Below are 22198 nucleotides of genomic sequence, written 5' to 3'. Positions count from 1 at the left end.
CAGCATGAACGTCCAGCCCCAGCCGAACGGCACGGTCTTCGACCCGGCCGCGCTGCGGCGGGCCTTCGCGGCGTTCGCGACCGGGGTCACGGTCGTCACCGTCGGTGGGGTCACCCCGCACGGGATGACCGCGAACTCGTTCACGACGGTCTCGCTCGACCCGCCCCTGGTGCTGGTCTGCGTCAAACGCGACGCGATCATGCACGACGCCCTCGCCGCCGCCGGCGCGTTCGCGGTGTCGGTGCTGGCCTCCGACCAGGAGCCGGTGGCGCGGTACTTCGCCGACCGCCGCCGGCCCCTGGGCCGCCAGCAGTTCGACATCGTGGACTGGCGGGCGGGCGAGTGCACCGGCGCGCCGCTCATCGGCGGCGCGCTGGCGCACTTCGAATGCGAGATGTGGCGGGCCTACGACGGCGGCGACCACACCATCTTCCTGGGCCGGCCGGTGCGGTTGTACCGCCAGGCCGGCGACGACGCCCTGGTCTTCGTCGGCGGCGAGTTCCGCAACGTGACCAGGGCCCGGACCGAGGTGACGACATGACCGTGGTGAAGGCGCCCGGCCGCACGCCGCCGGGCCCCTCCAAGGCCTCCTCCATCCGCATGCTCATGGTGATGGGCCGGGACCGGCTCGGCATGATGAGCGATGCCGCCGCGCGCTACGGCGACGCGTCCCGGCTGCCGGTGGGGCCGAAGGACCTGTACTTCTTCAACCATCCCGACCACGCCAAGCACGTGCTGGCCGACAACGCCGCCAACTACCACAAGGGCATCGGCCTGGTGCACGCCCGCCGCGCCCTCGGCGACGGGCTGCTCACCAGCGAGGGCGAGCTGTGGCGCAAGCAGCGCAAGGTGATCCAGCCGGCGTTCCAGAGCCGGCGGATCGCGGCCCAGGCCTCGGTGATCGCGGAGGAGGGCGCCGCGCTGGTCGCCCGCCTCCGCGCCCACGGCGACGCCCCGGTCGACGTCCTGCAGGAGATGACCGGGCTCACCCTCGGGGTGCTCGGCCGGACCCTGCTCGACGTCGACCTGGGCGCGTACGACTCCATCGGCGGCGACTTCGCGGCCGTCCAGGACCAGGCGATGTTCGAGCTCGCGTCGCTCAGCGCGGTGCCCACCTGGATCCCGCTGCCCCGGCAGCTGCGGTTCCGCCGGGCCCGCCGCGATCTGCAGCGCATCGTCGACGACCTGGTCGCGCGGCGGACCGCCCGCTCGGTCGAGCGCGACGACGTGCTGTCGCGGCTCATCGTGTCCGCCGGCCAGGAGGAGGACCCGGGCATCGGCCGGCAGCGGCTGCGCGACGAGCTGGTGACGCTGCTGCTGGCCGGGCACGAGACCACGGCGAGCACGCTGAGCTGGACGCTGTACCTCATCGACCGGCACCCGGAGGTGCGCGAGCGGCTGCGCGAGGAGGCGCTGTCGGTGCTCGGCGACCGGCTGCCCACCTACGACGACCTGACCCGGCTGCGGTACACCGCGATGGTGATCGAGGAGGTCATGCGGCTGTTCCCGCCGGTGTGGATCCTGCCGCGCAAGTCCCTCGCCGAGGACGAGGTCGGCGGCTACCGGGTGCCGGCCGGCGCGGACCTGCTCATCTGCCCGTTCACGCTGCACCGCCACCCGGCCTTCTGGACCGACCCGGAGCGCTTCGACCCCGAGCGGTTCGACCCGGACAAGGTCCACGACCGGCCGCGGTACGCGTACATCCCGTTCGGCGCCGGGCCGCGCTTCTGCGTCGGCAACCACCTCGGCATGATGGAGGCCGCCTTCGTGACCGCGCTGCTCGTGCGCGAGCTGACGCTGACGAAGGAGCCCGGCTACGAGGTCCGGCCGGAGCCGATGCTGTCGCTGCGCGTGCGCGGCGGCCTGCCGATGCGGGTCCGCCCGGCCCGCTGAGCCACCCGCCCACGGCAATGCCCCCGGGAGTCGTACCTCCCGGGGGCATTTGCCTGCGCGGGTCAGCCGCGGCGGTTGCCGACGAGCGCCACGAGGGTGCCGACGACCTCGGCCGGGGACGGCGTCGCCAGCCACGACTCGTGGATCGCGGCGGCGCCGGTGCGGAACCGCGGCAGCTCGACGACCTGCAGGATGAGCTTGCCGATCTCCTCGACGCTCAGCGCCCGGTGGTTGAGCGCGACGCCGGCGCCGGTGCGGGACAGGTAGTTGGCGACCGGGGTCGCCTCGGTGCTCTTCGCCGGCATGATCCAGCGCGGCGCCGTCGCCTCGACCGCCTCGGCCACCCCGAACTCCCGGCCGACCTGGTAGGTACCGGTGTCGACGGCGTCCGGCGCGGCCGTCTCCTGCCGCAGCAGGAGCGACTCGCCGGTGTCGCACGAGATCTGCGGTACGCGCAACGCCCGCGCCGCCGCCATCGTGCCGACCCCGCCGTGGTGGATGATCGCCGAGCAGGTCGGCAGCAGCTGGGTCAGCGGCACCCACTCGATCGCGCACACGTTGTCGGGGAGCTTCTCGATGCCCTGCAGCTGCAGCGCGTTGAGGGTCGCCACGACCTCCACGCCGAGGCCGTCGACGGCCTCGATGAGCTTCGGCAGCCGGTCCCAGTCGCCGGGGATGAACCGCCGGTTCGACTCGCCCAGCGACAGCGCGACCCGGGGCACCTGCGGCTCGTGCAGCAGCCACGGCTGGGCCGGCTCGGCCCCGCTGTACGGGACGTGGCGCACGTGGATCGTGGTGACCGTGGTCGGCGGGCCGTACCCGGGCGGGGTCGGGTCGACGGTCCACTGCCCCAGCAGCAGCTCGTCGTCGATCTCGACGCCGTGGCGCTCGGCGAGCGGGCGCAGCAGGTCGGCGAGCGGGTTCTCCGGCAGGCCGGCCGCGCGCACCTGCTCGCGCCGGGCGGCGAGCCGCTGCAGGCTCCACGCGAAGCAGTCGGTGCCGAACAGCAGCCGGCCGTGCGCGGCGCCGGACAGCCGGGCCGCGAACGGGGCCGAGGAGAACGTCGGGTCCCACAGCACCAGGTCGGGCTTCCAGGCCTGGGCGAAGGCGATCAGGTCGCCGGCCTCGGGCAGGTCGGGGCGCACGTAGTCGGCCGCGGGGATGAGCATGTACTGGAAGAACGTGATCCAGTGCTCGAGCTCCTCCTCGTTCAGGCCGAGCGCCTCGGCGTAGGCGAGGACCAGCTCGGGATCGCGCGGCGTGGGCGCGTCCTCGCGGTTGCGGGCCTCGGTGGACTGCGGCTCGCCGAGCGCCACCGCGGTCAGCCCGGCCGCGGTGATGTTGTCGGTGATCGAGTAGTGCGAGGCGATCCGCACCTCGTGGCCCGCGCTCTGGAACGCCCACGCCAGGGGGACGATCGGCAGGAGGTGCGCGACCGAAGGGTACGTGGTGAACAGGACTCGCATCGGCGTCTCCGTCGGTTGGTCGGGGTGGCGTTGGAGGGGGGTGGCGTCGGTCGGGGTGGCTCAGTGTTTGCGGGCGATCGTGAGGCCGTCGGCGATCGGCAGCATCACCGTCTCCAGCCGCTCGTCGGCCGCGAGCGTCGCGTTGAACGTGCGCAACGCCTGGGCGCTGCGCCGGGCCAGGCCGGCGTCGGCCAGCTCCGGGTCGAGGACGTAGCCGTCGAGCAGGACGTTGTCGGCCAGCAGCAGGCCGCCGGGGCGCAGCACCGGCACGGCGAGCTCGAGGTAGGTCGGGTAGTTCATCTTGTCGGCGTCGACGAAGACGATGTCGGCCGATGCCGGCTCCAGGGTGCGCAGCGTGCGGCCCGCGGGCCCGAGGCGGAAGTCGATCCGGTCCTCGACCCCGGCGTGGCGCCAGTGCTCCCGGGCCAGGCCGATCCAGCGGTCGGTCACGTCGCAGCTGATCACCCGGCCGCCGGGGACCAGCCCGCGGGCCATGGCGAGGGCCGAGAGGCCGGTGAAGGTACCGACGTCCACCGCACACCGGGCGGACACCAGCTTCGTCAGCACGGTCAGCAGCGCCACCTGCTCCAGCGGCACGGCCATGCCGGCCGCGTCGCCCACCTTCGCGGTGCTCTCGGCCAGGCCGCGCACCGCCGGGTCGGGCGGGGAGCACGACCTGACCAGATAGTCCCGCATCGCCTGGTTGACCGGCACATGCTTGACCTCGGCGAATCCCGGGGTTCCCATCAGCCCTCCCTGGCCTCGACGAACTCACCACGGCACGGCACGCGCCGGCGCTGTCATCGTCGCGGGGGATCGACCGGCGTCGCATCCTCTGACGTGCGGCGTCGCCCCCGCTGACGTGCGCACGAGGCGGATTGCGTACATGCGCTGACTGCGCAACACCAGAGATGCGCGGGATCGGTGCGACCGGAGATCGTCGCCAGGAGAGCAATCCGACCTCCGTGCTACGAATTGGGGAAGCCATGCGCCGGTTCCGCATCGATGTGCCGCAGACCCAGCTGGACGACCTGCACCGCCGGCTCGCCGACACCCGATGGCCGGCCCAGCCGGACACCGGCTGGGAGCGCGGGGTGCCGCTGACCTACCTCCGCGAGCTGGCCGAGTACTGGCGCACCGGCTTCGACTGGCGCGCGGCCGAGGCCCGGCTCAACTCCTACGAGCAGTACGTCACCGAGATCGACGGCGCCGACGTGCACTTCCTGCACGTCCGCTCGCCCCACGCGGGGGCCCGGCCGCTGCTGCTGACCCACGGCTGGCCCGGCTCGGTCGCGGAGTTCCTCGACGTGATCGGGCCGCTGACCGACCCGGGCACCTACGGCGGCGACCCGGCCGACGCCTTCCACCTCGTCATCCCGTCGATCCCCGGGTTCGGCTTCTCCACCCCGAACGGCGGCACCGGCTGGGGTACCGCACGGGTGGCGGCCGCGTGGGCCGAGCTGATGCGCCGGCTCGGCTACGACCGGTACATCGCCCAGGGCGGCGACGCGGGCTCGGTCATCTCGCTGGGCATCGGGCGCGCCGACGCCGAGCACGTGGCCGGCGTCCACGTCAACATGCTGATGACGTTCCCGTCCGGCGATCCGGCCGAGCTCGCCGGGCTCGGCGAGGCCGACCTGGCCCGGCTGGGGCGGCTGTCCCGTTTCGACACGGAGCTGTCCGCGTACATGAAGCTGCAGTCGACGCGGCCGCTGACCCTGTCGTACGCGCTCACCGACTCGCCCGTCGGCCAGCTGGCCTGGATCGTGGAGAAGTTCCGCGAGTGGACCGACTCCGAGAAGGTCCCCGAGGACGCCGTCGACCGCGACCGGATGCTCACCATCGTCTCGACGTACTGGTTCACCGCGACGGCCGGCTCGTCGGCGATGCTCTACTTCGAGGACGCCGAGGGCCTGCGCCGCATCGGTGCGGCCGGCGGCGCGCTGCCCCCGCCGGTGACCGTGCCCGTCGGCGTGGCCGTGTTCCCGCACGACATCCTGCTGCCGGTCCGCCGGCTGGCCGACCGCGACCTGCCCAACATCGTGCAGTGGAGCGAGTTCGACAAGGGCGGCCACTTCGCCGCCCTGGAGCAGCCCGAGCTGTTCGTGGCCGACATCCGCGAGTTCGCCCGCCGGGTGCACTGAGCCCCGCTTCCGAGGGAGTCAGCGATGAGTACCGACCACGAAGCGTCGACCCCGGCCCGGCTCACCCACTCGGCGCTGTCGGACCGGCACGCCTTCGACGACGTCGAGACCTTCCTGCGGCGCATGGCGCAGGCGCGCGAGCACACGTACACCAACACCGCCCACGTGCCGCTGGGCGACCTCGCGCAGTGGCACACCGACGCCGAGGCCGGGGTCATCCGGCACGCCAGCGGCAAGTTCTTCACCGTGCAGGGCCTCGACGTGCACATCCCGACCGGCGCGGTACCGCGCTGGGACCAGCCGATCATCAACCAGCCCGAGATCGGCATCCTCGGCATCCTCATGAAGGAGTTCGACGGGGTCCTGCACTGCCTCATGCAGCTGAAGTCGGAGCCGGGCAACTGCAACGGCATCCAGGTGTCCCCGACGGTCCAGGCGACCCGCAGCAACTACACGCGGGTGCACGGCGGCAACCCCACCCCGTACCTGGACTACTTCCGCGACCGGTCGCAGCACCGGGTCATCCTCGACGCGCGCCAGTCGGAGCAGGGCGCCTGGTTCCTGCGCAAGCTGAACCGCAACATGATCATCGAGGTGACCGGCCCGGTGGAGGCCCGCGAGGGCTTCCACTGGCTCACCATCGCGCAGCTGCACGAGCTGCTCGCCCTCGACGACGTGGTGAACATGGACGCCCGCTCGGTGCTGTCCTGCATGCCGTTCGAGGAGTGGGCGGACCGCTCCGGCGACGCGCAGGACAGCCGGCACTCCACCGCCGAGCTGCTGAGCTGGATCACCGAGCGGCGCAGCCTCACCAGCGTGGACCTGCGCCAGGTACGGCTCGGGGACCTGGGGGAGTGGCGCGCCGACGGTGCCCGGATCTCCCACGTCCCGGAGCGCTTCTTCGACGTCATCGGGGTGCGGGTGGAGGCGTGCGGCCGCGAGGTCGGGCGCTGGGACCAGCCCATGTTCGCCGCCCGCGGCGAGGGGGTCGTGGCCTTCCTCATGACGCGCTTCGACGGTGTACCGCACGTGCTGGCCAACGCGCGCGTGGAGGCCGGCTACGCCGACCGGGTGGAGCTCGCGCCGACGGTGCAGTGCATCCCGGACAGCTACCGCGACCTGCCGCGCTCGAAGTGGCCGCCGTTCCTCGACGACGTGCTGCGGGCCGACCCCGCGGCGATCCGCTACGACGTGCTGCAGTCCGAGGAGGGCGGCCGCTTCTACCACACCCGCAGCCGCCACCTCGTCATCGAGACCGGCGACGAGCTGGTGCACCCGGAGTTCCGGTGGATGACCCCGCGGCAGCTGGCCGGGCTGCTGTGGCACAGCAACTACGTCAACGTCCAGGCCCGCAGCCTGCTGGCGTGCCTGCGCGCGGTCGAGCGGCTGGCCCCGGTGGAGCGTGCGCTGTGACCACCGTGACCGTACTGGGCGGCTCCGGCTTCCTCGGCAGCGCGTTTACCGCCGCCATCAGCGCCCGGCCGGTGCGGCTGCGGGTGCTGTCCCGCCGCCCCGCCCCCGTGCCCGCGGACGCCCGGGCCGACGTCGAGGTCCGCCGGGCCGACGTCGCCGACCCGGGCGTGGTGGCCGCGGCGGTGGCCGGCGCCGACGTCGTGGTGAACCTGCTCAAGCACGACGGCGACTGGCGCCGGGCCGGCACCGACCCGCGCAGCGAGCTGGTCAACACCGGCACGACCGCGGCCATCGTGGCGGCCCTGCGCGGCCGCCGGTCCTCGGGCCGCCACTCGCCGGCGGTGTGCGTGTTCGCCGGCACGGTGTCGCAGGTCGGGGTCCCCCCGGAGCGGCCCCTGGACGGCTCCGAGCCCGACCGGCCGCAGACGCCGTACGACGCGCAGAAGCTCGAGGCCGAGCGGCTGCTGCTGGCCGCGACCGCCGCCGGTGTGCTGCGCGGGGTCAGCCTGCGCCTGCCGACCATCTACGGGCAGGGCCCGGCCGCCACCGCGCCGGACGTCGGCGTCATCGCCGCGATGATCCGCCGCGCCCTCGACGGCGCACCGCTGACCATGTGGGGCGACGGCCGCGTCATGCGCGAGTTCGTCCACGTCGAGGACACCGTGCGGGCGTTCCTGGCCGCGATCGACGGGGCCGACCGGCTCAGCGGCCGGCACTGGCTGCTCGGCACCGGCGCGCCGAGCTCCCTGCGCGACGCGCTGCACCTGGTGTCCGGCGCCGTCGCCGCCGTCAGCGGGGCCGCGCCGGTCCCGGTGGTCGCCGTCCCGCCGCCCGCCCACGCCACCGCCACCGACCTGCGCAGCGTGCGCGTCGACCCCGCCCCGTTCAGCGCGGCCGCCAGCTGGTTTCCGCGCGTGACGCTGGCCGAGGGCATCAGCCGCACCGCCGCCGCGCTCTTCGCCGACCGTGACCGTGCTGCCCGAAACGGAGTGCTTGCGTGACCATCCGCGTCTGGAACTACACCGCCGAATACGAGGCCGAAAGGGCCGACGTCCTCGATGCCGTCGACAGCGTGTTCCGCTCCGGCCAGCTCGTGCTCGGCCCGAGCGTACAGAGTTTCGAGGAGGAGTTCGCCGCCTACCACGGCCTGCCGCACTGCGTCGGCGTCGACAACGGCACCAACGCCATCAAGCTCGGACTGCAGGCGCTCGGCATCGGGCCGGGCGACGAGGTCATCACCGTGTCCAACACCGCGGCGCCGACCGTCGTCGCCATCGACGCGCTGGGCGCCACGCCGGTCTTCGTCGACGTCCGCGAGGAGGACTACCTCATCGACGTCGGCCAGGTCGAGGCGGCCGTCACCGGGCGCACCAAGTGCCTCCTGCCGGTGCACCTGTACGGCCAGTGCGCCGACATGGCCCCGCTGCGGGAGATCGCCGACCGGCGCGGCCTGGCCCTGTTCGAGGACTGCGCGCAGGCGCACGGGGCCCGCCACCACGGCCGGCTCGCCGGCAGCATGGGCGACGCCGCCGCGTTCTCGTTCTACCCGACCAAGGTGCTCGGCGCCTACGGCGACGGCGGCGCCGTCGTCACCTCCAGCGCGCAGACCGACCAGCGCCTGCGCCGGCTGCGCTTCTACGGCATGGCGGAGCGCTACTACGTCGTGGAGACGCCGGGGCACAACAGCCGCCTCGACGAGGTCCAGGCGGAGATCCTGCGCCGCAAGCTCCGCCGCCTCGACGGGTACGTCGCCGCCCGGCGGGCCGTCGCCGCGCGCTACGCCGAGGGCCTGGGCGACACCGAGCTCGTGCTGCCGCGGGTGAACCCCGGCAACGAGCACGCCCACTACGTCTACGTCGTGCGCCACCCGCGCCGCGACGAGATCATCGAGCGGCTCAAGGCCTACGGCATCGAGCTCAACATCAGCTACCCGTGGCCGGTGCACACGATGACCGGGTTCGCGCGCCTCGGCCACGGCCAGGGCGCCCTGCCCGTCACCGAACGGCTGGCCGGGCAGATCTTCTCGCTGCCCATGTACCCCTCGCTCTCCCTCGACCTGCAGGACAAGGTCATCGACTCGCTCCGCCGGGTGCTCGAAACCGTCTGAGAAAGCCGGAGGTCCACGTGAAGGTTCGCAAGCTGGCCGTAGAAGGGGCACTGGAGTTCACCCCGCGGGTGTTCCAGGACGCCCGCGGCCTGTTCGTCTCGCCCTTCCAGGAGGAGGCGTTCGCGGCGGCCGCCGGGCGGCGGCTGTTCCCGGTCGCCCAGACCAACCACAGCCGCTCGTCCCGCGGCGTGGTGCGCGGCGTGCACTACACGACCACCCCGCCGGGCACCGCCAAGTACGTCTACTGCGCCCGCGGCGCCGCGCTGGACATCGTGGTGGACATCCGGGTGGGCTCGCCCACCTACGGCGCGGTGGACGCGGTGCTGCTGGACCAGGCCGACTTCCGCTGCATGTACTTCCCCGTCGGCGTCGGCCACGCGTTCGTCGCCCTCGCCGACGACACGGTGATGTCCTACATGCTCTCGGGCTCCTACGTGGCCGAGCAGGAGCTGGCCCTGCGGGCGCTGGACCCCGCGCTGGGGCTGCCGATCCCCGACGACGTCGAGCGGCTGCTGTCCGACCGCGACCGGGTCGCCATCACCCTGGCCGAGGCGCGCGCGCAGGGCCTGCTGCCGCGCTACGAGGAGTGCCGGCGGATCGAGGCGGCCCTGATGCCCCCGCTCGACGTCGCGGTGCCCGCGTAGCGCCGATGAGTTTTCCGGCGAACGGCCGTCTCAAGACATGCAGCCGGAACGTGGTACGAATACGAGGAGAGGGTCATGGAAACTGAAGCTGTCGAGCCGGGCGTGCGGGCGGGCCGGCGCGAATGGCTGGGGCTGGCGGTGCTGATCGTGCCGTCGATGCTGGCGATGATCGACCTGACCGTGCTGTTCCTGGCCCTGCCCAAGATCACGGTTGATCTCGGCGCCAACGCCACCCAGCAGCTGTGGATCAGCGACGTCTACGGCTTCCTCATCGCGGGCTTCCTGGTCACGATGGGCACGCTCGGCGACCGCGTCGGCCGGCGCCTGGTGCTGCTCGTCGGCGCCTCCGCGTTCGCCGTGCTGTCGGTCGTCGCGGCCTACGCCAACAGCGCCGAGATGCTGATCGTGGTCCGGGCGCTGATGGGCATCGCCGGCGCGACGATCTTCCCGAGCACGCTCGCGATGATCAACGGCATGTTCAAGAACCCGAAGCAGCTCGGCGTCGCGGTCGCCGCCTGGGCGACCGCCCTGACCGGCGGCGCGGCCATCGGGCCGGTCGTCGGCGGCGTGCTGCTGCACTGGTTCTGGTGGGGCTCGGTCTTCCTCATCGCGGTGCCCGTCATGGCGCTGCTGCTGATCGCGGGCCCGGCGCTGCTGCCCAACCTGAAGGCCCCCGACACCGGCCGCATCGACCCGCTCAGCGTGCTGCTGTCGCTCGCGGCGATCCTGCCGTTCATCTACGGGCTCAAGGAGGTCGCCCGCACCGGCTGGCACCTCACGCCGGTGCTCGTCTCCGTCGCCGGCATCGTGTTCGGCCTGCTGTTCGCGATGCGCCAGCGCAGCCTCGCCAGCCCGCTGCTGGACCTGCGCCTGTTCGCGATCCGCGCGGTCAGCGGGGCACTGGCGCTGGGCCTGCTCTCCGCGATCATCCAGGGCGGCGCGAGCTTCTTCATCACCCAGCACCTGCAGCTGGTGCGCGGGCTGAGCCCGCTCAGCGCCGGCCTGTGGCTGCTCGTGCCGACGCTCGCGCTGGTGCTCGGCATCTTCATCAGCATGGGCCTGGCCCAGGAGGTGGTGAAGCCGGCCTACATCCTCAGCGTCGGCGCGGTCATCGCCGCCATCGGCATGGTGGTGCTCACCCAGATCGGGCCCGCCTCGGGCCTGTCGACGCTCATCATCGGCGCCGTCATCGTCTACGTCGGCGGGGCTCCGGTGGGCCCGATGGTCAGCCAGATCGTCGTGCCGTCCTCGCCGCCGGAGAAGGCCGGCTCGGCCTCCGCGCTGCAGTCGACCGCGGGCGAGCTCGGCCTGTCGCTGGGCATCGCGCTGCTGGGCAGCATCGGCGCCGCCGTCTACCGGGGCGAGATCAGCGTGCCGGCGCCGCTCGCCGGGACCCCGGAGGGCGACGTCGCGTCGGAGACCGTCGCCGGCGCCCTGACGGTGGCCCAGAACCAGCCGGCCGACGTGGCCGGGGCCCTCGTGCAGTCGGCCCGCTCCGCCTTCGACAACGGCATGAACGCCGCCGCCGTGGTGGGCGCGATCGCCTTCCTGGCGCTGGCGCTGCTGCCGCTGGTGACCCTGCGGCACATCAGGCCCTTCGGGGCGCAGGAGAAGGAGGCGAAGGCCGCCGCCGAGGCCAAGGCGAACATCGGCAAGCAGCCTTCCGGGCACGACGCCCCGGCCTCGGCCGCCATCGACTGACCTCTCACCGCAACGCAGACCTGGCCGCTCCACCCCCGGGGGCGGCCAGGTCTGTGTCGTACCACCATCACCGAAAGAGAACGGAGAACATCAATGGCCACAGTAGTAGCCGACATGTCGATGTCCCTGGACGGCTTCATCGCCGATCCGGACGACTCGGTGGGATCGCTGTTCGACTGGTACTTCAACGGCGACGTCGCGGTGCCGTCGAGGTTTCCGCAGCGATGGACCTTCCACACGTCGAAGGCCAGCGCCGAGTGGCTGCGCGAGTCGATGGACAACGCGGGCGCCATCGTCACCGGCCGGCGGCTGTTCGACTACACCGACGGCTGGGGCGGCACCCACCCCTGGGACGTGCCGGTGTTCGTGGTGACGCACGAGGCGCCGGCGGACTGGCGGCGGGACGGCTTCACCTTCGTCACCGACGGCATCGCCGCCGCCGTGGCCCAGGCCTCGGCGGTCGCCGGCGACCGCTGGGTCGGCGTCGCCGGGCCCAACGTGGCCCAGCAGTGCCTCGACGAGGGCCTGCTGGACCTGTTGCGGATCAACCTGGTGCCGGTGCTGTTCGGCGAGGGCATCCGCTTCTTCGACGACCTGGCGGGCGCGCCGTACCGGCTGGAGGACCCCGTCGTGATCGAGGGGCGGTCGGTGACGCACATGCAGTACCGCGTGAAACGCTGAACCCACGCAGACCGGTGCCCCCGGAGACCTGCTCCGGGGGCACCGTCGTGGGCGGGCGTCAGCGGCGTGACGGGTCGAGCTCGCCGGCCGGCGCCGGGCTCACCGGCGCGTCCTGCTCGGCCGAGGACACCGCGGCCGCACCGGCCGGGGCCGGGGACACCGGGGCCTCCGCCGGGACCACGGTGCGCCGCGGGGTCTTGATGAAGCGCCGCAGGCCGCGGGTCGCCGGCAGCTCGACCGTGCGGTAGAGCACCCAGGCCGCGAACATCGCCACGGTCAGGTACAGCAGGAACATCAGCAGGTTGCCCCACACCGGCAGCGGCGTGCGCGGGTTGTCGATGAGGCCGATCGTGGCCATCCACTGCCGCGGGAAGTCGCGGTTCTCCCCGCCCGACATGATCGACTTGGCGTCGATGGTGAACAGGACGAAGAGCACGTGGACCGCGTAGAAGCAGAACGTCAGGTTGCCCAGCCACACCATCAGCCGGGACCGGGTCGGGCTCCACCGGCCGGTCAGGTCGGCACTGGCCAGGGCCGCGATGAGGATCGCGAACGGCACCATCACGACCGCGGCGATGCGCCAGTACGCCGGCACGAACATGTTGACGGCGAACGCGAGCACGCACAGCACGAGCGCGGTCGGCACGTTGATCCGGCTGCGGACGCCCCGCAGCATCAGCATCGCGACGGCGGCGCCCAGCACGAACTCGGCGAAGCGCGTCACCGGGAACGTCATCGTGACCCAGTAGCTGAACTGGGTGTGGAAGTTCTCCACCGGCGCCAGCATCGGCGGGGCCGGCTGGTGCAGGTCGAAGGTGCCGCCGATCAGCCGGGGCACGATCGCGGTGAACGCGACGGCGCCGATCGCGGTCGTCCACAGGGCCCGCTTGCTCGCCTGGGCGAACAGGATCAGCATCGGCGGCAGGAACAGGTAGAAGAACATCTCACAGCTCAGCGACCACAGCACCGGGTTGAGGCCGAGGGAGTGCGCCTGGTCCGGGCTCCACGACTGCACCAGCAGCAGGTTGGTGACGACGACCTTCCAGTCGGTCCACTTGCCGTGCACCAGGCCGAAGAGGAAGAACGCGATCACCGCGGTGACCACCGTGATCGGGTAGATCTTGGCCATCCGCCGCTGCCAGAACTCCGTCGCCCGCATGTCCAGCGGCGTCGACCAGGTCAGCACGAAACCGCTGAGCACGAAGAAGAAGCTCAGCACCGCCTGGCCGCTGTCGCCGAACAGAATCGCGAACACCAGATCGGAGCCCTGCGGCATCTCCGACCCGATCGGGGTGGCGAACTGCATGAACAGGAAATGGTTTCCGAAGACCAGGAACGCGGCTACCCATCGCATTCCGGTCAATGAGGGGAGCAGGTCTACGTTGGGGCGCATCCGCGCCGGTCGACCACGCATCGTTCACCAATCTTTCCCAGCGGCTGCGAATTCATGTCGTTGACCCGGTGCGACGCCGTCATCAGGCATCTTCACACCGGTCAATTGATGTGACATCTCTTGACGTGCGCAGCCGCGCGGCCGGCCACCCGCCGGGTGACGCCGCGTGTGACGCCAACGCGCTGCGTACACGCGTGGTAGCGTCGAGCCGATCGTCCAGGACCGGTGCAGCGAGTGACGGAGACCGATCAATGAGCCTCGAGGTCGAGACGGTGCGGACCCTCGACGAGGCGAGCTTCGCCGAACTGGTCGGACGCCACCGCGGCGAGCTGCAGGTGCACTGCTACCGGATGGTCGGCTCGTTCGAGGACGCCGAGGACCTGGTCCAGGAGACGTTCCTGCGCGCCTGGCGCGGCCGGGAGACGTTCCAGGGCCGCTCGTCGCTGCGCGCCTGGCTCTACCGCATCGCGACAAACGCCGGTCTCGACTTCCTGGAGCGGCACCCGCGCCAGCCGCGCCCGCGCGCGCCACAGGCCGACGGCGCGGGCGCGTCGCCGTACGACCTGCCGTGGCTGCAGCCCTACCCCGACAGGCTGCTCGACCTGGCCGCGCCGGCCGACGCCGAGCCCGACGCCGCGGTCGTGGCGAAGGAGACGATCGAGCTCGCGTTCATGGTCGCGATCCAGCACCTGCCGCCCCGGCAGCGGGCCGTGGTCATCCTCCGCGACGTGCTGGGCTGGCCCGCCGCCGACACCGCGGGCCTGCTCGAGCTGAGCGTGGCCGCGGCCAACAGCGCGCTCCAGCGCGGCCGGGCGACCCTCAAGGAGCACCTGCCGCCGCGCCGCCTGGAGTGGGGGGCGGCCGACGACCCGACCCGGGCCGAGCGGGCGCTGCTGCAGCGGTACATGGCGGTGCTCGACCACGCCGACATCGGCCCGGCGATGGCCGAGCTGCTGCACGAGGACGTGCGGGTCACCATGCCCCCGCACCCGTACTACTACGTCGGCCGGGAGCCGTACATCGCCAGCCTGCTGCCGTTGCTGGACCCGGCCTCGCCGGAGTACTTCGGGCAGTGGCGCAGCGTGGCGACCCGGGCCAACCGGCAGCCGGCGATCGCGCACTACGTGCGGCGGCCGGGCGACACCGAGTTCCGCCCGCAGGTGCTCGACGTGCTGCGCGTCGTCGACGGCCGGATCGCCGAGATCACCTCGTTCGTGCCGGCCCTGTTCCCGGCGTTCGGCCTGCCCGCGACAGTCTGACCGGACGGTGCGCACGCGCCGGCCCCGCCACCCGGACGGGCGGCGGGGCACGATGTGCGGTTTCAGCCCCAGACCTTCTGCGCGGTCTGCACGACCAGCTCCAGCTTGCGCCGCTGCTCGTCGAGCGTGAGCAGGTTGCCGCTCGCGGTCGAGGCGAAGCCGCACTGGGTGGTGATGCCCAGGTTTTCCAGCGGCACGTACTCGGCCGCCGCGTCGATGCGCCGGCGCAGGTCGTCGGGCGACTCCAGCTGCGGCGTCTTGGTGGAGACCAGGCCCAGCATGACGGTCCGGCCGGCGGGCATGTGGCGCAGCGGCTCGAAGCCGCCGGCGCGCTCCGAGTCGTACTCCAGCAGGAACCGGTCCACGCCGACCTCGCCGAACAGCCGCTCGGCGACCGGCTCGTAGCTGCCCTCGCCCATCCAGGCGCTGCGGTTGTTGCCGCGGCAGAAATGCATCGCGATCGTCGCGTCCGGGTTCTTGGCCTTCGCGGCCTCGACCACGGCCCGGTCCATCGAGACGGTCATGTCCAGCATCTGTTCGGCGGTCAGGCCGGTCATCGCGGTGAACTTGTCCCGCAGTTCCGTGTCGATGATCCACATGTAGCTGAGCGAGTCGAGCTGGATCCAGGACACGCCCTGGTCGAACAGGGTGTGGATCTCCTCGATCTGCAGGCGGACCACGTCCTCGAGCAGCTGCTCCGGCGACGGGTAGACGCCGTCGGAGATGCCCGGCTGCCACAGCGAGGTGCCCATCGAGGCGGCCATCATGGTGATCTTGTACTGACCCGGCGCGTGCTTGGCCAGGAACGCGGCCTCGGTGCTGGTCATCGCCTTCTTCTGGTACAGCTTGCCGCCCGCGGCCGCGCCCTCGAAGGCCAGCTCCTCGGGGGTCGGGTCGGCCATGCCGGCCCGGTGCCACGAGACCAGGCCGCCGGTCTCCTCGACCGGCACCAGGCCGCCGAGGGACTCCATCAGCCCGGCCATGAAGGTGCCGCGGCGCACCTCGCCCTCGGTGAACACCTCGACGCCGGCGTCGCGCTGCAGGGCGATCGCGGCCAGCGCGGCCTCGTCCTCCAGCTCGCGCAGGCGTTCGTCGCTCACGTCGCCCTTGGCGTGCGCGGCCCGGGCGTCGAGCAGCGCCTGCGGGCGGAGCAGGCTGCCGACGTGCTCGGCTCGGAATTGCGTCGTCATGTCGTAGTCCTTTCGCTTCCGGTCGCCTACCAGGTCACGGGGAACGACTGCAGGCGGGAGACGATGAAGTCGTACTTCCACGGGATCTCGGCCACCGGGACGGCCGGGCGCAGGTTCGGCAGGCGCCGCACGAGGGTCCGGAACACGATGTCGAGCTCGAGCCGGGCCAGGTTGTGGCCCAGGCAGTGGTGCAGGCCGTAGCTGAAGGCGAGCGGATTCGTCGGCGGCCGCGTGATGTCGAACTCGTCCGGGTGCGTGGTGACCGTCGGGTCGAGGTTGGCCGCGGCCATGCTCAGCAGGATGCCGTCGCCGGCCTTGATGGTGTGCCCGGCGATCTCGACGTCCTCGATCGCCACCCGGGCCAGCTGCTCGACGAGGTTGATGTACCGCAGGATCTCCTCGATCGCGCCGGGCGCCAGGTCCGGGTTCGCCCGCAGCGCCTCGTACTGGTCCGGGGGGTCCAGCATCGCGAGGGTGCCCAGGGCGATCGCGCTGATCGTGGTCATGCTGCCGGCCATGAGGATGGCGAGGGCGAACGCGGCCAGCTCGTCGCGGTTGAGCTCGCCGGTGCGCACGAACTTGACGATCAGATCGTCGAGCAGGCCGACGCCGGGCTCGACCTCCTTGGCCCGGATCAGCTGGTCGAGGTACGCGGTGAACTCCTCCAGCGCCTCGTCGGCCTTCTCCGGGTCGAGGATGTCGCGCATCGGGCCCTGGAAGTAGTCGCGCTCCTCGTACGGCACGCCGAGGAACATGCAGACCACCATCATCGGCACCGGCACGGCGAAGTGCGCCATGAAGTCCGCGCCCGGCCCCGCCGCCATGAGCGCGTCGAGGCGCTGGTCCACGATGCGCTGGATCGTCGGGCGGAACTTGGCGATCTGGCGGTTGGTGAAGCTCGGCAGCAGCATCTTGCGCTGCCGGGTGTGCGCCGGCGGGTCGACGCCGAACAGCACCTCGGGGAAGCCGCCCTCGACCTCGCGCGCCATCTCCCGGGTGGCCCGCATGTGCAGCAGCGACTCGTCGATCACCGGGTAGTCCTCGAACGTCGACAGGCTCGACATCCGCGGGTCGGCGAGCAGCGCCCGGACCTCCGCGGGGCCGGTCACGAACCAGGTGACCTTGCCGTCGTACAGCCGCACCTTCGTGATCGGGCCGGGGGCGCGGAACTTCGCCGTGCCCGCGCCGGGCTTGTACGGGCATTCCCGCTGCAGCGGGTAGTCCAGCACCTCGTGCTGCTGCGTTTCCACCGAATCGTTCAGCGCGGTCATGGCCATCCTCTGAATGCGGAAAAAGGCGGCGGCTCGTCTTCGTCAATGGTGGTCGGCGCCTATTGGGCGGGCATCTCCGAGAATGCCGTCCGGCCGCCCTGACCGGGCATTCCCCCGGGCGCGCCGCAGCGCACCGCGAATCGTCTCCGCGGTGCGCTGCGGCATTTCGGCGGTCAGGCGGGAACGGCGGCCCGGTCACGCACCCGCGCGTAGTACGCGGCGACGGCGTGGAACGACTTCTTGGGCGTGCGCCGGTATTGCGAGTTCGGGTCGGCGAAGTCCGTGCGGACCGACCGGACGATGCACATGCTGGCCATGTCGAGGTCGTGCCGCACGTCGGTCTCGTGGTGCGGGTGGGTCGGGTGGACCAGGTCGGCGGGCGCGACGCCGTAGACGCCGGCCCGGTCGAAGATCTCGAGCATCTTGCCGTAGTACTCCGCCTGGGCGCCCTCGTCGCGCTCGTGCCCGTCGAGGATGGTCAGGTTCGGCGTGCTGCGGTCGACGATGTCCCAGTTGAAGAAGCCCTTCTCCTCGGCACCCTGGTAGCTGGCGGTGCCGAAGCCGGAGACGAACACCGGCTTGCCGTGCCGGGTGTACCGGCCCAGCTCGCTGAGGTGCTGCTCGACCGTCATGTGCGCCGGGAACAGGTAGTGCACCACGCTGACGGCGTCGAACGGGGTCCAGTCGACCTGCTCCCAGGGCGCGGCGGTGTAGCTGAGCCGGCCGTGGTAGATGCCCCGCGTGACCCGGACGAGCCGGTCCAGGTAGGCGTTGAGCTTCGGCGCCGACTCGGTGAGCATCCCCGTGACGTTCTCGGTGAGCCACTGGTCGGCCGTCTTGGGCTCCCGCACGCCGAAGCGCTGGTCGCCGTCGAAGTAGATGTTCGCGAGCCGCTCCAGGTAGGGCTCGCCGGGGAAGATGCCGGGGGTGAAGATCGTGTGCGTGGCCCCGACCGTGAAGTCGATCGGGGCGCCCTGCTTGCGCAGCGACTCCGCGAGGCCGGCCAGCTCGGCGACGAAGTCGACGACCTGCTCCTGGGAGCGGTCCGGCAGCCGCGGGTCGAGCCGCACGTGCAGCCCGCGCTCGACGGCGGACTCGGCGGCGGCCGACAGCCGGCCCAGGTCGCTGCCGTACAGGTTGACCGAGTTGGCGTTGAGCTCGACCACCAGGTCCAGCTCCGCGTTCATCAGGTCGGTGTCCCACACGTTGCGGGAGGTCTCGCCCTGCCCGGTCGCGAACGTCGAGCCGGTGTCGAACTGGACGCTGCGCAGGACGATGCCGCGGGTGCCGTCCGGGCGGGTCTGATCCGCGGGTGGATGTGCCATGGTGGTTCCCTTCTGCACGAGGGGTTGGGCTGTAGGGCGCGCTGAACAGCCCCTAGATCTCCGCGCGGCCGCAGTACCAGGGCTGCCGGTCCGTGGCGGTCGCGCCGGCGGCGAAGTAGGCCCCGACCACGGGCGCGGCCACCGGCTCCTCGCCCTCGCCGTGCCAGGCGACGCCGTCGGCCTCGGCGGCCGTGGCCATGCTGGCGAAGAAGACCTGGGGGGCCAGCGAGTGCCGCGGGATGTCGGTGTTGCGGGCGATGACGTCGCCGAGGGTGGTGCGGTAGTCGATGCCGAACGCATTGCGGACGAACCGCAGCAGCGGGTTGATCTCGTAGAAGAACCGGTCGCCGTCGCGCAGCGCGGTGAACTGCGCGCGCCAGATCGTCCACTGCAGCTCGCCGAACTCCGAGTCGGGCCGGTGGCGCTCGCAGACCATGCCGGCGAACGCGTCGACCGCGTCGACGGTGCCGTAGACCGCCTTGAGCCGGGCCGCGAGGGTCGTGCGGCGCTTGCCGCGCACGGCGTTGTTCGCCTCGGCGGTGGTCTTGCGGCCGTGCCGGTCGTACAGCGCGACGAAGTCCAGGCAGTGCGGGCTGTCGATCTCGTGCCCCGGGGGCAGCAGCGGGTCGGCCGGGAACTCCTCGGTGTCCTCGCCGGTGATGTCCTTGAACGACGTCTTCGGGGCCAGCCCGAAGGCGCGGCGGATGTCGTTGTACTTCGGGAACCCGTGGTCGCGGCCGCGCTCGATGTCGACCGCGGCGAGGTCGTTGACGGCCTGCAGGGTGTCGGTGACGGGGGCGACCAGGCTGCGGATCCGGTTGGTGATGAGCTCGTCGTTGTTGCTCATCGGGGTCAGCCCGATGCCCTGCAGGGCCGGGCCGAGCTCCAGCCGCTCGATCAGGGTGGGCTGGAAGAACGTCAGGTAGCCGTGCGGGATGACGAGGTCGACCCGGTCGCCGCGGTACTTGACCTGGATGCCCAGCGAGCGCAGCCACTGCACCGTCCCGGCGTCGTAGCGGCGGGCCTCGGTGCGCACCTCCAGGGCCGGGTTGATCATCGAGTGGGCCCGGTAGCCGATGGTCGCGAACTCGTTGGTGACCGACGTGTTCACCCCGGGCCGGTAGCCGGTGTAGCGGGGCAGCTGCACGCCGAGCGCCGGCAGCCACTCGTTGTAGGTGATGTACTGCGTCTCGGCGATGACCACGGCCCGCGCGATCTGGAACTTGTCCTCCTCGGCCATCCCGCGCGGCAGCTGGTTCACGATCCGGTTGTGCTCGCGGGCGAAGAGGGTCTGGGCCGACAGCAGCATCGGGTTCTCGTTGGCCCGCTGGTCGCCGGCCGCGACCGCCTCGCCCGGGTCGGGCATCGCGCCGATCACCATGTTGGGCGCGCTCGCGGCGTCGCCGCGGGCGTTGCGGCGGGGCAGGTAGCCGTCCTTCATGAGCAGCCGGCCGCCGGAGTGGGCGGAGTCGCCGTCGGCCGGGCCCTCCCGCAGCCAGTTCAGGCGGGCCTCGTCGGAGCCGTACAGCGGCACGGCGTCGAGGTAGGAGCTGGCCATGTTGATCTGCTCGCGCGGGCCCGTCTCGCCAGTGCCCGGGGCCGGGATCGACCGGTTCATGAACACGAAGTCGAGATCGTTGCGGTACCGCTCGAGCGGGTCCGGGTCGGTGGTCGGGATGTTGGCGACGTCGCCGTCCTCACCCGTCTGCCGCCGGCCGCGGCGCAGCGCGATCGTGTGGTCCACGAACTGGCCCCAGACGAAGCCCCAGGCGCTGACATTGCGCGCCGAGTACAGGGTGACGTCGACGTCGTCGAAGAGGCGGTTGCTGATCCACCGGGTGTTCTTGCCGGGCGGCATCTGGGCGATGCCGTCGACGTACGCGGCCGGGGCCACCCGCGGGTAGATGCTCTCCGCGACGCCCCACTCCGGGTGCGCGAGGTTGTTGCCGCTGCCGTCGAGGCTGCGGACCTCCCAGACGTTGAGGACGCGGCGCCGCCCGGCCGCCGCCGCGGCGGGGGCGGCGGCCGCGGGCTCGCCGGCGGCGGCGTCGGCCGCCGCGCCGGTGCCGAGGCCGCCGACCACGGCGGCGACCCCGAGGGCGCCCTTGCCGAAGTCGCGGCGGGTGACCGTGTGCGCGGGTACCGCGCCGCCGGCGGGTACGTCGTCGTCGTGCATATCGGGCATCGCTGGCTCGCTTTCCTTCGGGCACGAAGCGTTTCCCCGTGGATTGGCCCCAGTCTCACGGCCGGGATCGGGCGTGTCGTCTCGCAGCGTGCGCTGTTGACGGCGGCCCGCGGCCCGGGCCGGGCGGACGGGGCCGAGCCGGCCCGGACGGGGCCGGGCCGGCCCGGGGACGGTCGCGCACGCGCCCTCAGGCGGCGACGGACCGCCCGACGACGGTGTCCAGCAGCGTGCGGCGCAGATCGGCCACCATGCCGGTCACCGTCTCCTCGTCGTACATGTGCCGCGTGTACGCCACCTTGCCGAACATCCCGCCGTCGGGGTGCAGGTCCAGCTCGGCCAGGATGCCGTCGGGGATCTGCGAGCCGACCGGCGTCGACACCACCCGCCGGCGGATCGCGTCGAACCGCAGGCCGTCGACGGTCTGCCCGTCCAGGGCCACGCCATGCTGGATGACCTGGAACGCGACCGCGGCCGCGCCGGGGTCCATCACCGCCGACATCAGCTCCGGCGCCTCCGTCACGACCTGCAGGAACGGCAGCTCGTTGGGGTACGTGGCCAGGCACGACGCGCGCACCGTGGCCACCACGTCGGCGAAGTCCCGGCAGCCGGACAGGTCGGCGCGCAGCGGCATGAAGTTGTAGAACGTGCCGATCACGTCGAGGGTCCAGGACGGGTCGCGGCCGGTGGTGAGCGTCGGTACCACGAGGTCCGTCACGCCGGTGCGGTCGCGCAGCATGACCATGAACGCCGCCATCAGCACCATGAACGGCGAGCTGCGGTACTGCCGGGCCGCCGCCAGGGTGGCCGTGCGGAACCCGTCCTCCAGCATGAAGCGGTGCCAGCCGGTGGTGTACGGGTCCGGGGTGCGCGGCCGGTCGTTCGGGACCGGCAGCACGCGGGCGCCGTCGAGGTGCCGGCGCCAGAACTCCTGGGCCTTGCGCACCGCCGCGCTGCCGGCCCGCTCCTGCTGCCAGGCCACGTAGTCGCGGTACTGCCGCACCGGGGGCAGCTGCGGCGACCCGCCGGCCCGGCGGGCGGCGTAGCAGGCGGTGAGGTCGCGCATCAGCACCTGCATCGACCAGCCGTCGACGAGGCTGTGGTGCGCGACGATCGCGAGGACCCCGTCGTGGTCGTCGAAGCGGCCCAGGACGGCCCGCATCCGCGGCGTCTCGGTGGTGATCGAGACCTCGGCCTCCACCTCGTTGAGGAACTCCTCGACCACCCGCTCCCGGTGCTCCGGCGCGGTCTCGGGGAGCTTGCGGGTGCTCAGCCGGGCCGCGTCCGGCGGGGCGATGCGCTGGTAGGCCTCGCCGTCGGCGAACACAACCTGCGTGCGCAGGGCCTCGTGCCGGGCGACCACGTAGTCCAGGGACTCCTTCAGCACCGCCGAGTTGAGCCCGCCGATGACCCGCCAGCCGGCCACGATGGTGTAGCGCGGGCCGAACGGGCCGGCCGCGCCGCCGCCGTCCATCATCCGCAGGAACTCCAGCTGCAGTGACAGGGGCGCGCGTTCGCTCGTCGTCATC

At 72.1% G+C, this 22198-nt stretch carries 18 protein-coding genes; 10 read left to right on the top strand and 8 right to left on the bottom strand.

Annotated elements, in window-relative coordinates:
* Positions 1–4: 4 nt before the first annotated feature.
* Both ACPPVO_RS31920 and ACPPVO_RS31915 read left to right on the top strand, forming a co-directional pair.
* On the top strand, positions 5–541 hold the full coding sequence (locus ACPPVO_RS31920) for a flavin reductase family protein (RefSeq protein ID WP_426502249.1): 537 nt from the start codon (positions 5–7) through the stop codon (positions 539–541).
* On the top strand, positions 538–1893 hold the full coding sequence (locus ACPPVO_RS31915; protein WP_426502248.1) for a cytochrome P450: 1356 nt from the start codon (positions 538–540) through the stop codon (positions 1891–1893). Before ACPPVO_RS31920 ends, ACPPVO_RS31915 begins: the two co-directional genes overlap by 4 nt.
* A gap of 62 nt (positions 1894–1955) precedes the next feature.
* Here the strand turns inward: ACPPVO_RS31915 and ACPPVO_RS31910 are convergent, their stop codons facing one another.
* Positions 1956–3359: a nucleotide disphospho-sugar-binding domain-containing protein gene (locus ACPPVO_RS31910; protein ID WP_360390840.1), complete on the bottom strand. Its 1404-nt coding sequence runs from the start codon at positions 3357–3359 to the stop codon at positions 1956–1958.
* 60 nt (positions 3360–3419) lie between these two features.
* Positions 3420–4106 carry an O-methyltransferase gene (locus tag ACPPVO_RS31905; protein ID WP_426502247.1) on the bottom strand — a complete coding sequence of 229 codons (687 nt, stop codon included), beginning with the start codon at positions 4104–4106 and terminating at the stop codon, positions 3420–3422.
* Positions 4107–4345: 239 nt separating this feature from the next.
* Between ACPPVO_RS31905 and ACPPVO_RS31900 the strand changes: the two genes are divergently transcribed.
* The 7 genes from ACPPVO_RS31900 (at position 4346) to ACPPVO_RS31870 (ending at position 12049) form a co-directional block, all read left to right on the top strand.
* Positions 4346–5503, top strand: a complete 1158-nt coding sequence (locus ACPPVO_RS31900; RefSeq protein ID WP_426502246.1) for an epoxide hydrolase family protein — start codon at positions 4346–4348, stop codon at positions 5501–5503.
* Positions 5504–5527: 24 nt separating this feature from the next.
* Positions 5528–6916 (top strand): NDP-hexose 2,3-dehydratase family protein, encoded by a 1389-nt coding sequence (locus tag ACPPVO_RS31895; RefSeq protein ID WP_426502245.1) that lies wholly within the window; start codon positions 5528–5530, stop codon positions 6914–6916.
* Positions 6913–7917 carry an NAD-dependent epimerase/dehydratase family protein gene (locus ACPPVO_RS31890; RefSeq protein WP_426502244.1) on the top strand — a complete coding sequence of 335 codons (1005 nt, stop codon included), beginning with the start codon at positions 6913–6915 and terminating at the stop codon, positions 7915–7917. Before ACPPVO_RS31895 ends, ACPPVO_RS31890 begins: the two co-directional genes overlap by 4 nt.
* Complete coding sequence (locus ACPPVO_RS31885; protein ID WP_426502243.1) at positions 7914–9023, top strand: DegT/DnrJ/EryC1/StrS family aminotransferase; 1110 nt, start codon at positions 7914–7916, stop codon at positions 9021–9023. Before ACPPVO_RS31890 ends, ACPPVO_RS31885 begins: the two co-directional genes overlap by 4 nt.
* A 17-nt stretch (positions 9024–9040) precedes the next feature.
* The gene (locus ACPPVO_RS31880) at positions 9041–9667 is read left to right on the top strand and encodes a dTDP-4-dehydrorhamnose 3,5-epimerase family protein (protein WP_426502242.1); all 627 of its coding nucleotides are present in this window, start codon (positions 9041–9043) and stop codon (positions 9665–9667) included.
* A 75-nt stretch (positions 9668–9742) separates the two neighbouring features.
* Entirely contained in the window at positions 9743–11368 is a 1626-nt protein-coding gene (locus ACPPVO_RS31875) for an MFS transporter (RefSeq protein WP_426502241.1), read from the top strand.
* 93 nt (positions 11369–11461) lie between these two features.
* Positions 11462–12049 (top strand): dihydrofolate reductase family protein, encoded by a 588-nt coding sequence (locus ACPPVO_RS31870; RefSeq protein WP_426502240.1) that lies wholly within the window; start codon positions 11462–11464, stop codon positions 12047–12049.
* Between the two features lie 58 nt (positions 12050–12107).
* Here the strand turns inward: ACPPVO_RS31870 and ACPPVO_RS31865 are convergent, their stop codons facing one another.
* Complete coding sequence (locus ACPPVO_RS31865; RefSeq protein WP_426502239.1) at positions 12108–13403, bottom strand: acyltransferase family protein; 1296 nt, start codon at positions 13401–13403, stop codon at positions 12108–12110.
* Positions 13404–13693: 290 nt separating this feature from the next.
* Here ACPPVO_RS31865 and ACPPVO_RS31860 point away from each other — a divergent pair, with 290 nt between their 5' ends.
* Complete coding sequence (locus ACPPVO_RS31860) at positions 13694–14701, top strand: RNA polymerase subunit sigma-70 (RefSeq protein WP_426502238.1); 1008 nt, start codon at positions 13694–13696, stop codon at positions 14699–14701.
* A gap of 62 nt (positions 14702–14763) precedes the next feature.
* Here the strand turns inward: ACPPVO_RS31860 and ACPPVO_RS31855 are convergent, their stop codons facing one another.
* From ACPPVO_RS31855 to ACPPVO_RS31835, 5 genes are all read right to left on the bottom strand, one after another.
* Positions 14764–15891 (bottom strand): cobalamin-independent methionine synthase II family protein, encoded by a 1128-nt coding sequence (locus ACPPVO_RS31855; protein WP_426502237.1) that lies wholly within the window; start codon positions 15889–15891, stop codon positions 14764–14766.
* 26 nt (positions 15892–15917) lie between these two features.
* On the bottom strand, positions 15918–17168 hold the full coding sequence (locus ACPPVO_RS31850; RefSeq protein ID WP_426502236.1) for a cytochrome P450: 1251 nt from the start codon (positions 17166–17168) through the stop codon (positions 15918–15920).
* Between the two features lie 167 nt (positions 17169–17335).
* Positions 17336–18487, bottom strand: coding sequence for an abortive infection protein (locus tag ACPPVO_RS31845; protein ID WP_426502235.1), 1152 nt, complete (start codon positions 18485–18487; stop codon positions 17336–17338).
* 52 nt (positions 18488–18539) lie between these two features.
* Entirely contained in the window at positions 18540–20672 is a 2133-nt protein-coding gene (locus tag ACPPVO_RS31840; protein WP_426502234.1) for a peroxidase family protein, read from the bottom strand.
* Between the two features lie 187 nt (positions 20673–20859).
* Positions 20860–22197 (bottom strand): condensation domain-containing protein, encoded by a 1338-nt coding sequence (locus ACPPVO_RS31835; RefSeq protein ID WP_426502233.1) that lies wholly within the window; start codon positions 22195–22197, stop codon positions 20860–20862.
* Between the last annotated feature and the right edge of the window lies 1 nt (position 22198).

Origin of the sequence: Dactylosporangium sp. McL0621, assembly GCF_049995355.1 — a bacterium.
Taxonomy (GTDB): Bacteria; Actinomycetota; Actinomycetes; order Mycobacteriales; family Micromonosporaceae; genus Dactylosporangium.
This window is presented reverse-complemented; position numbering and strand designations above follow the sequence as displayed.

What these genes read in the sequence shown, in the direction of transcription:
- ACPPVO_RS31855 (WP_426502237.1), bottom strand. Translation starts at nt 15,891, where the DNA reads ATGACGACGCAATTCCGAGCCGAGCACGTCGGCAGCCTGCTCCGCCCG.
- ACPPVO_RS31840 (WP_426502234.1), bottom strand. Translation starts at nt 20,672, where the DNA reads ATGCCCGATATGCACGACGACGACGTACCCGCCGGCGGCGCGGTACCC.
- ACPPVO_RS31865 (WP_426502239.1), bottom strand. Translation starts at nt 13,403, where the DNA reads ATGCGATGGGTAGCCGCGTTCCTGGTCTTCGGAAACCATTTCCTGTTC.
- ACPPVO_RS31905 (WP_426502247.1), bottom strand. Translation starts at nt 4,106, where the DNA reads ATGGGAACCCCGGGATTCGCCGAGGTCAAGCATGTGCCGGTCAACCAG.
- ACPPVO_RS31910 (WP_360390840.1), bottom strand. Translation starts at nt 3,359, where the DNA reads ATGCGAGTCCTGTTCACCACGTACCCTTCGGTCGCGCACCTCCTGCCG.
- ACPPVO_RS31920 (WP_426502249.1), top strand. Translation starts at nt 5, where the DNA reads ATGAACGTCCAGCCCCAGCCGAACGGCACGGTCTTCGACCCGGCCGCG.
- ACPPVO_RS31900 (WP_426502246.1), top strand. Translation starts at nt 4,346, where the DNA reads ATGCGCCGGTTCCGCATCGATGTGCCGCAGACCCAGCTGGACGACCTG.
- ACPPVO_RS31875 (WP_426502241.1), top strand. Translation starts at nt 9,743, where the DNA reads ATGGAAACTGAAGCTGTCGAGCCGGGCGTGCGGGCGGGCCGGCGCGAA.
- ACPPVO_RS31860 (WP_426502238.1), top strand. Translation starts at nt 13,694, where the DNA reads ATGAGCCTCGAGGTCGAGACGGTGCGGACCCTCGACGAGGCGAGCTTC.
- ACPPVO_RS31845 (WP_426502235.1), bottom strand. Translation starts at nt 18,487, where the DNA reads ATGGCACATCCACCCGCGGATCAGACCCGCCCGGACGGCACCCGCGGC.
- ACPPVO_RS31895 (WP_426502245.1), top strand. Translation starts at nt 5,528, where the DNA reads ATGAGTACCGACCACGAAGCGTCGACCCCGGCCCGGCTCACCCACTCG.
- ACPPVO_RS31850 (WP_426502236.1), bottom strand. Translation starts at nt 17,168, where the DNA reads ATGGCCATGACCGCGCTGAACGATTCGGTGGAAACGCAGCAGCACGAG.
- ACPPVO_RS31870 (WP_426502240.1), top strand. Translation starts at nt 11,462, where the DNA reads ATGGCCACAGTAGTAGCCGACATGTCGATGTCCCTGGACGGCTTCATC.
- ACPPVO_RS31835 (WP_426502233.1), bottom strand. Translation starts at nt 22,197, where the DNA reads ATGACGACGAGCGAACGCGCGCCCCTGTCACTGCAGCTGGAGTTCCTG.
- ACPPVO_RS31915 (WP_426502248.1), top strand. Translation starts at nt 538, where the DNA reads ATGACCGTGGTGAAGGCGCCCGGCCGCACGCCGCCGGGCCCCTCCAAG.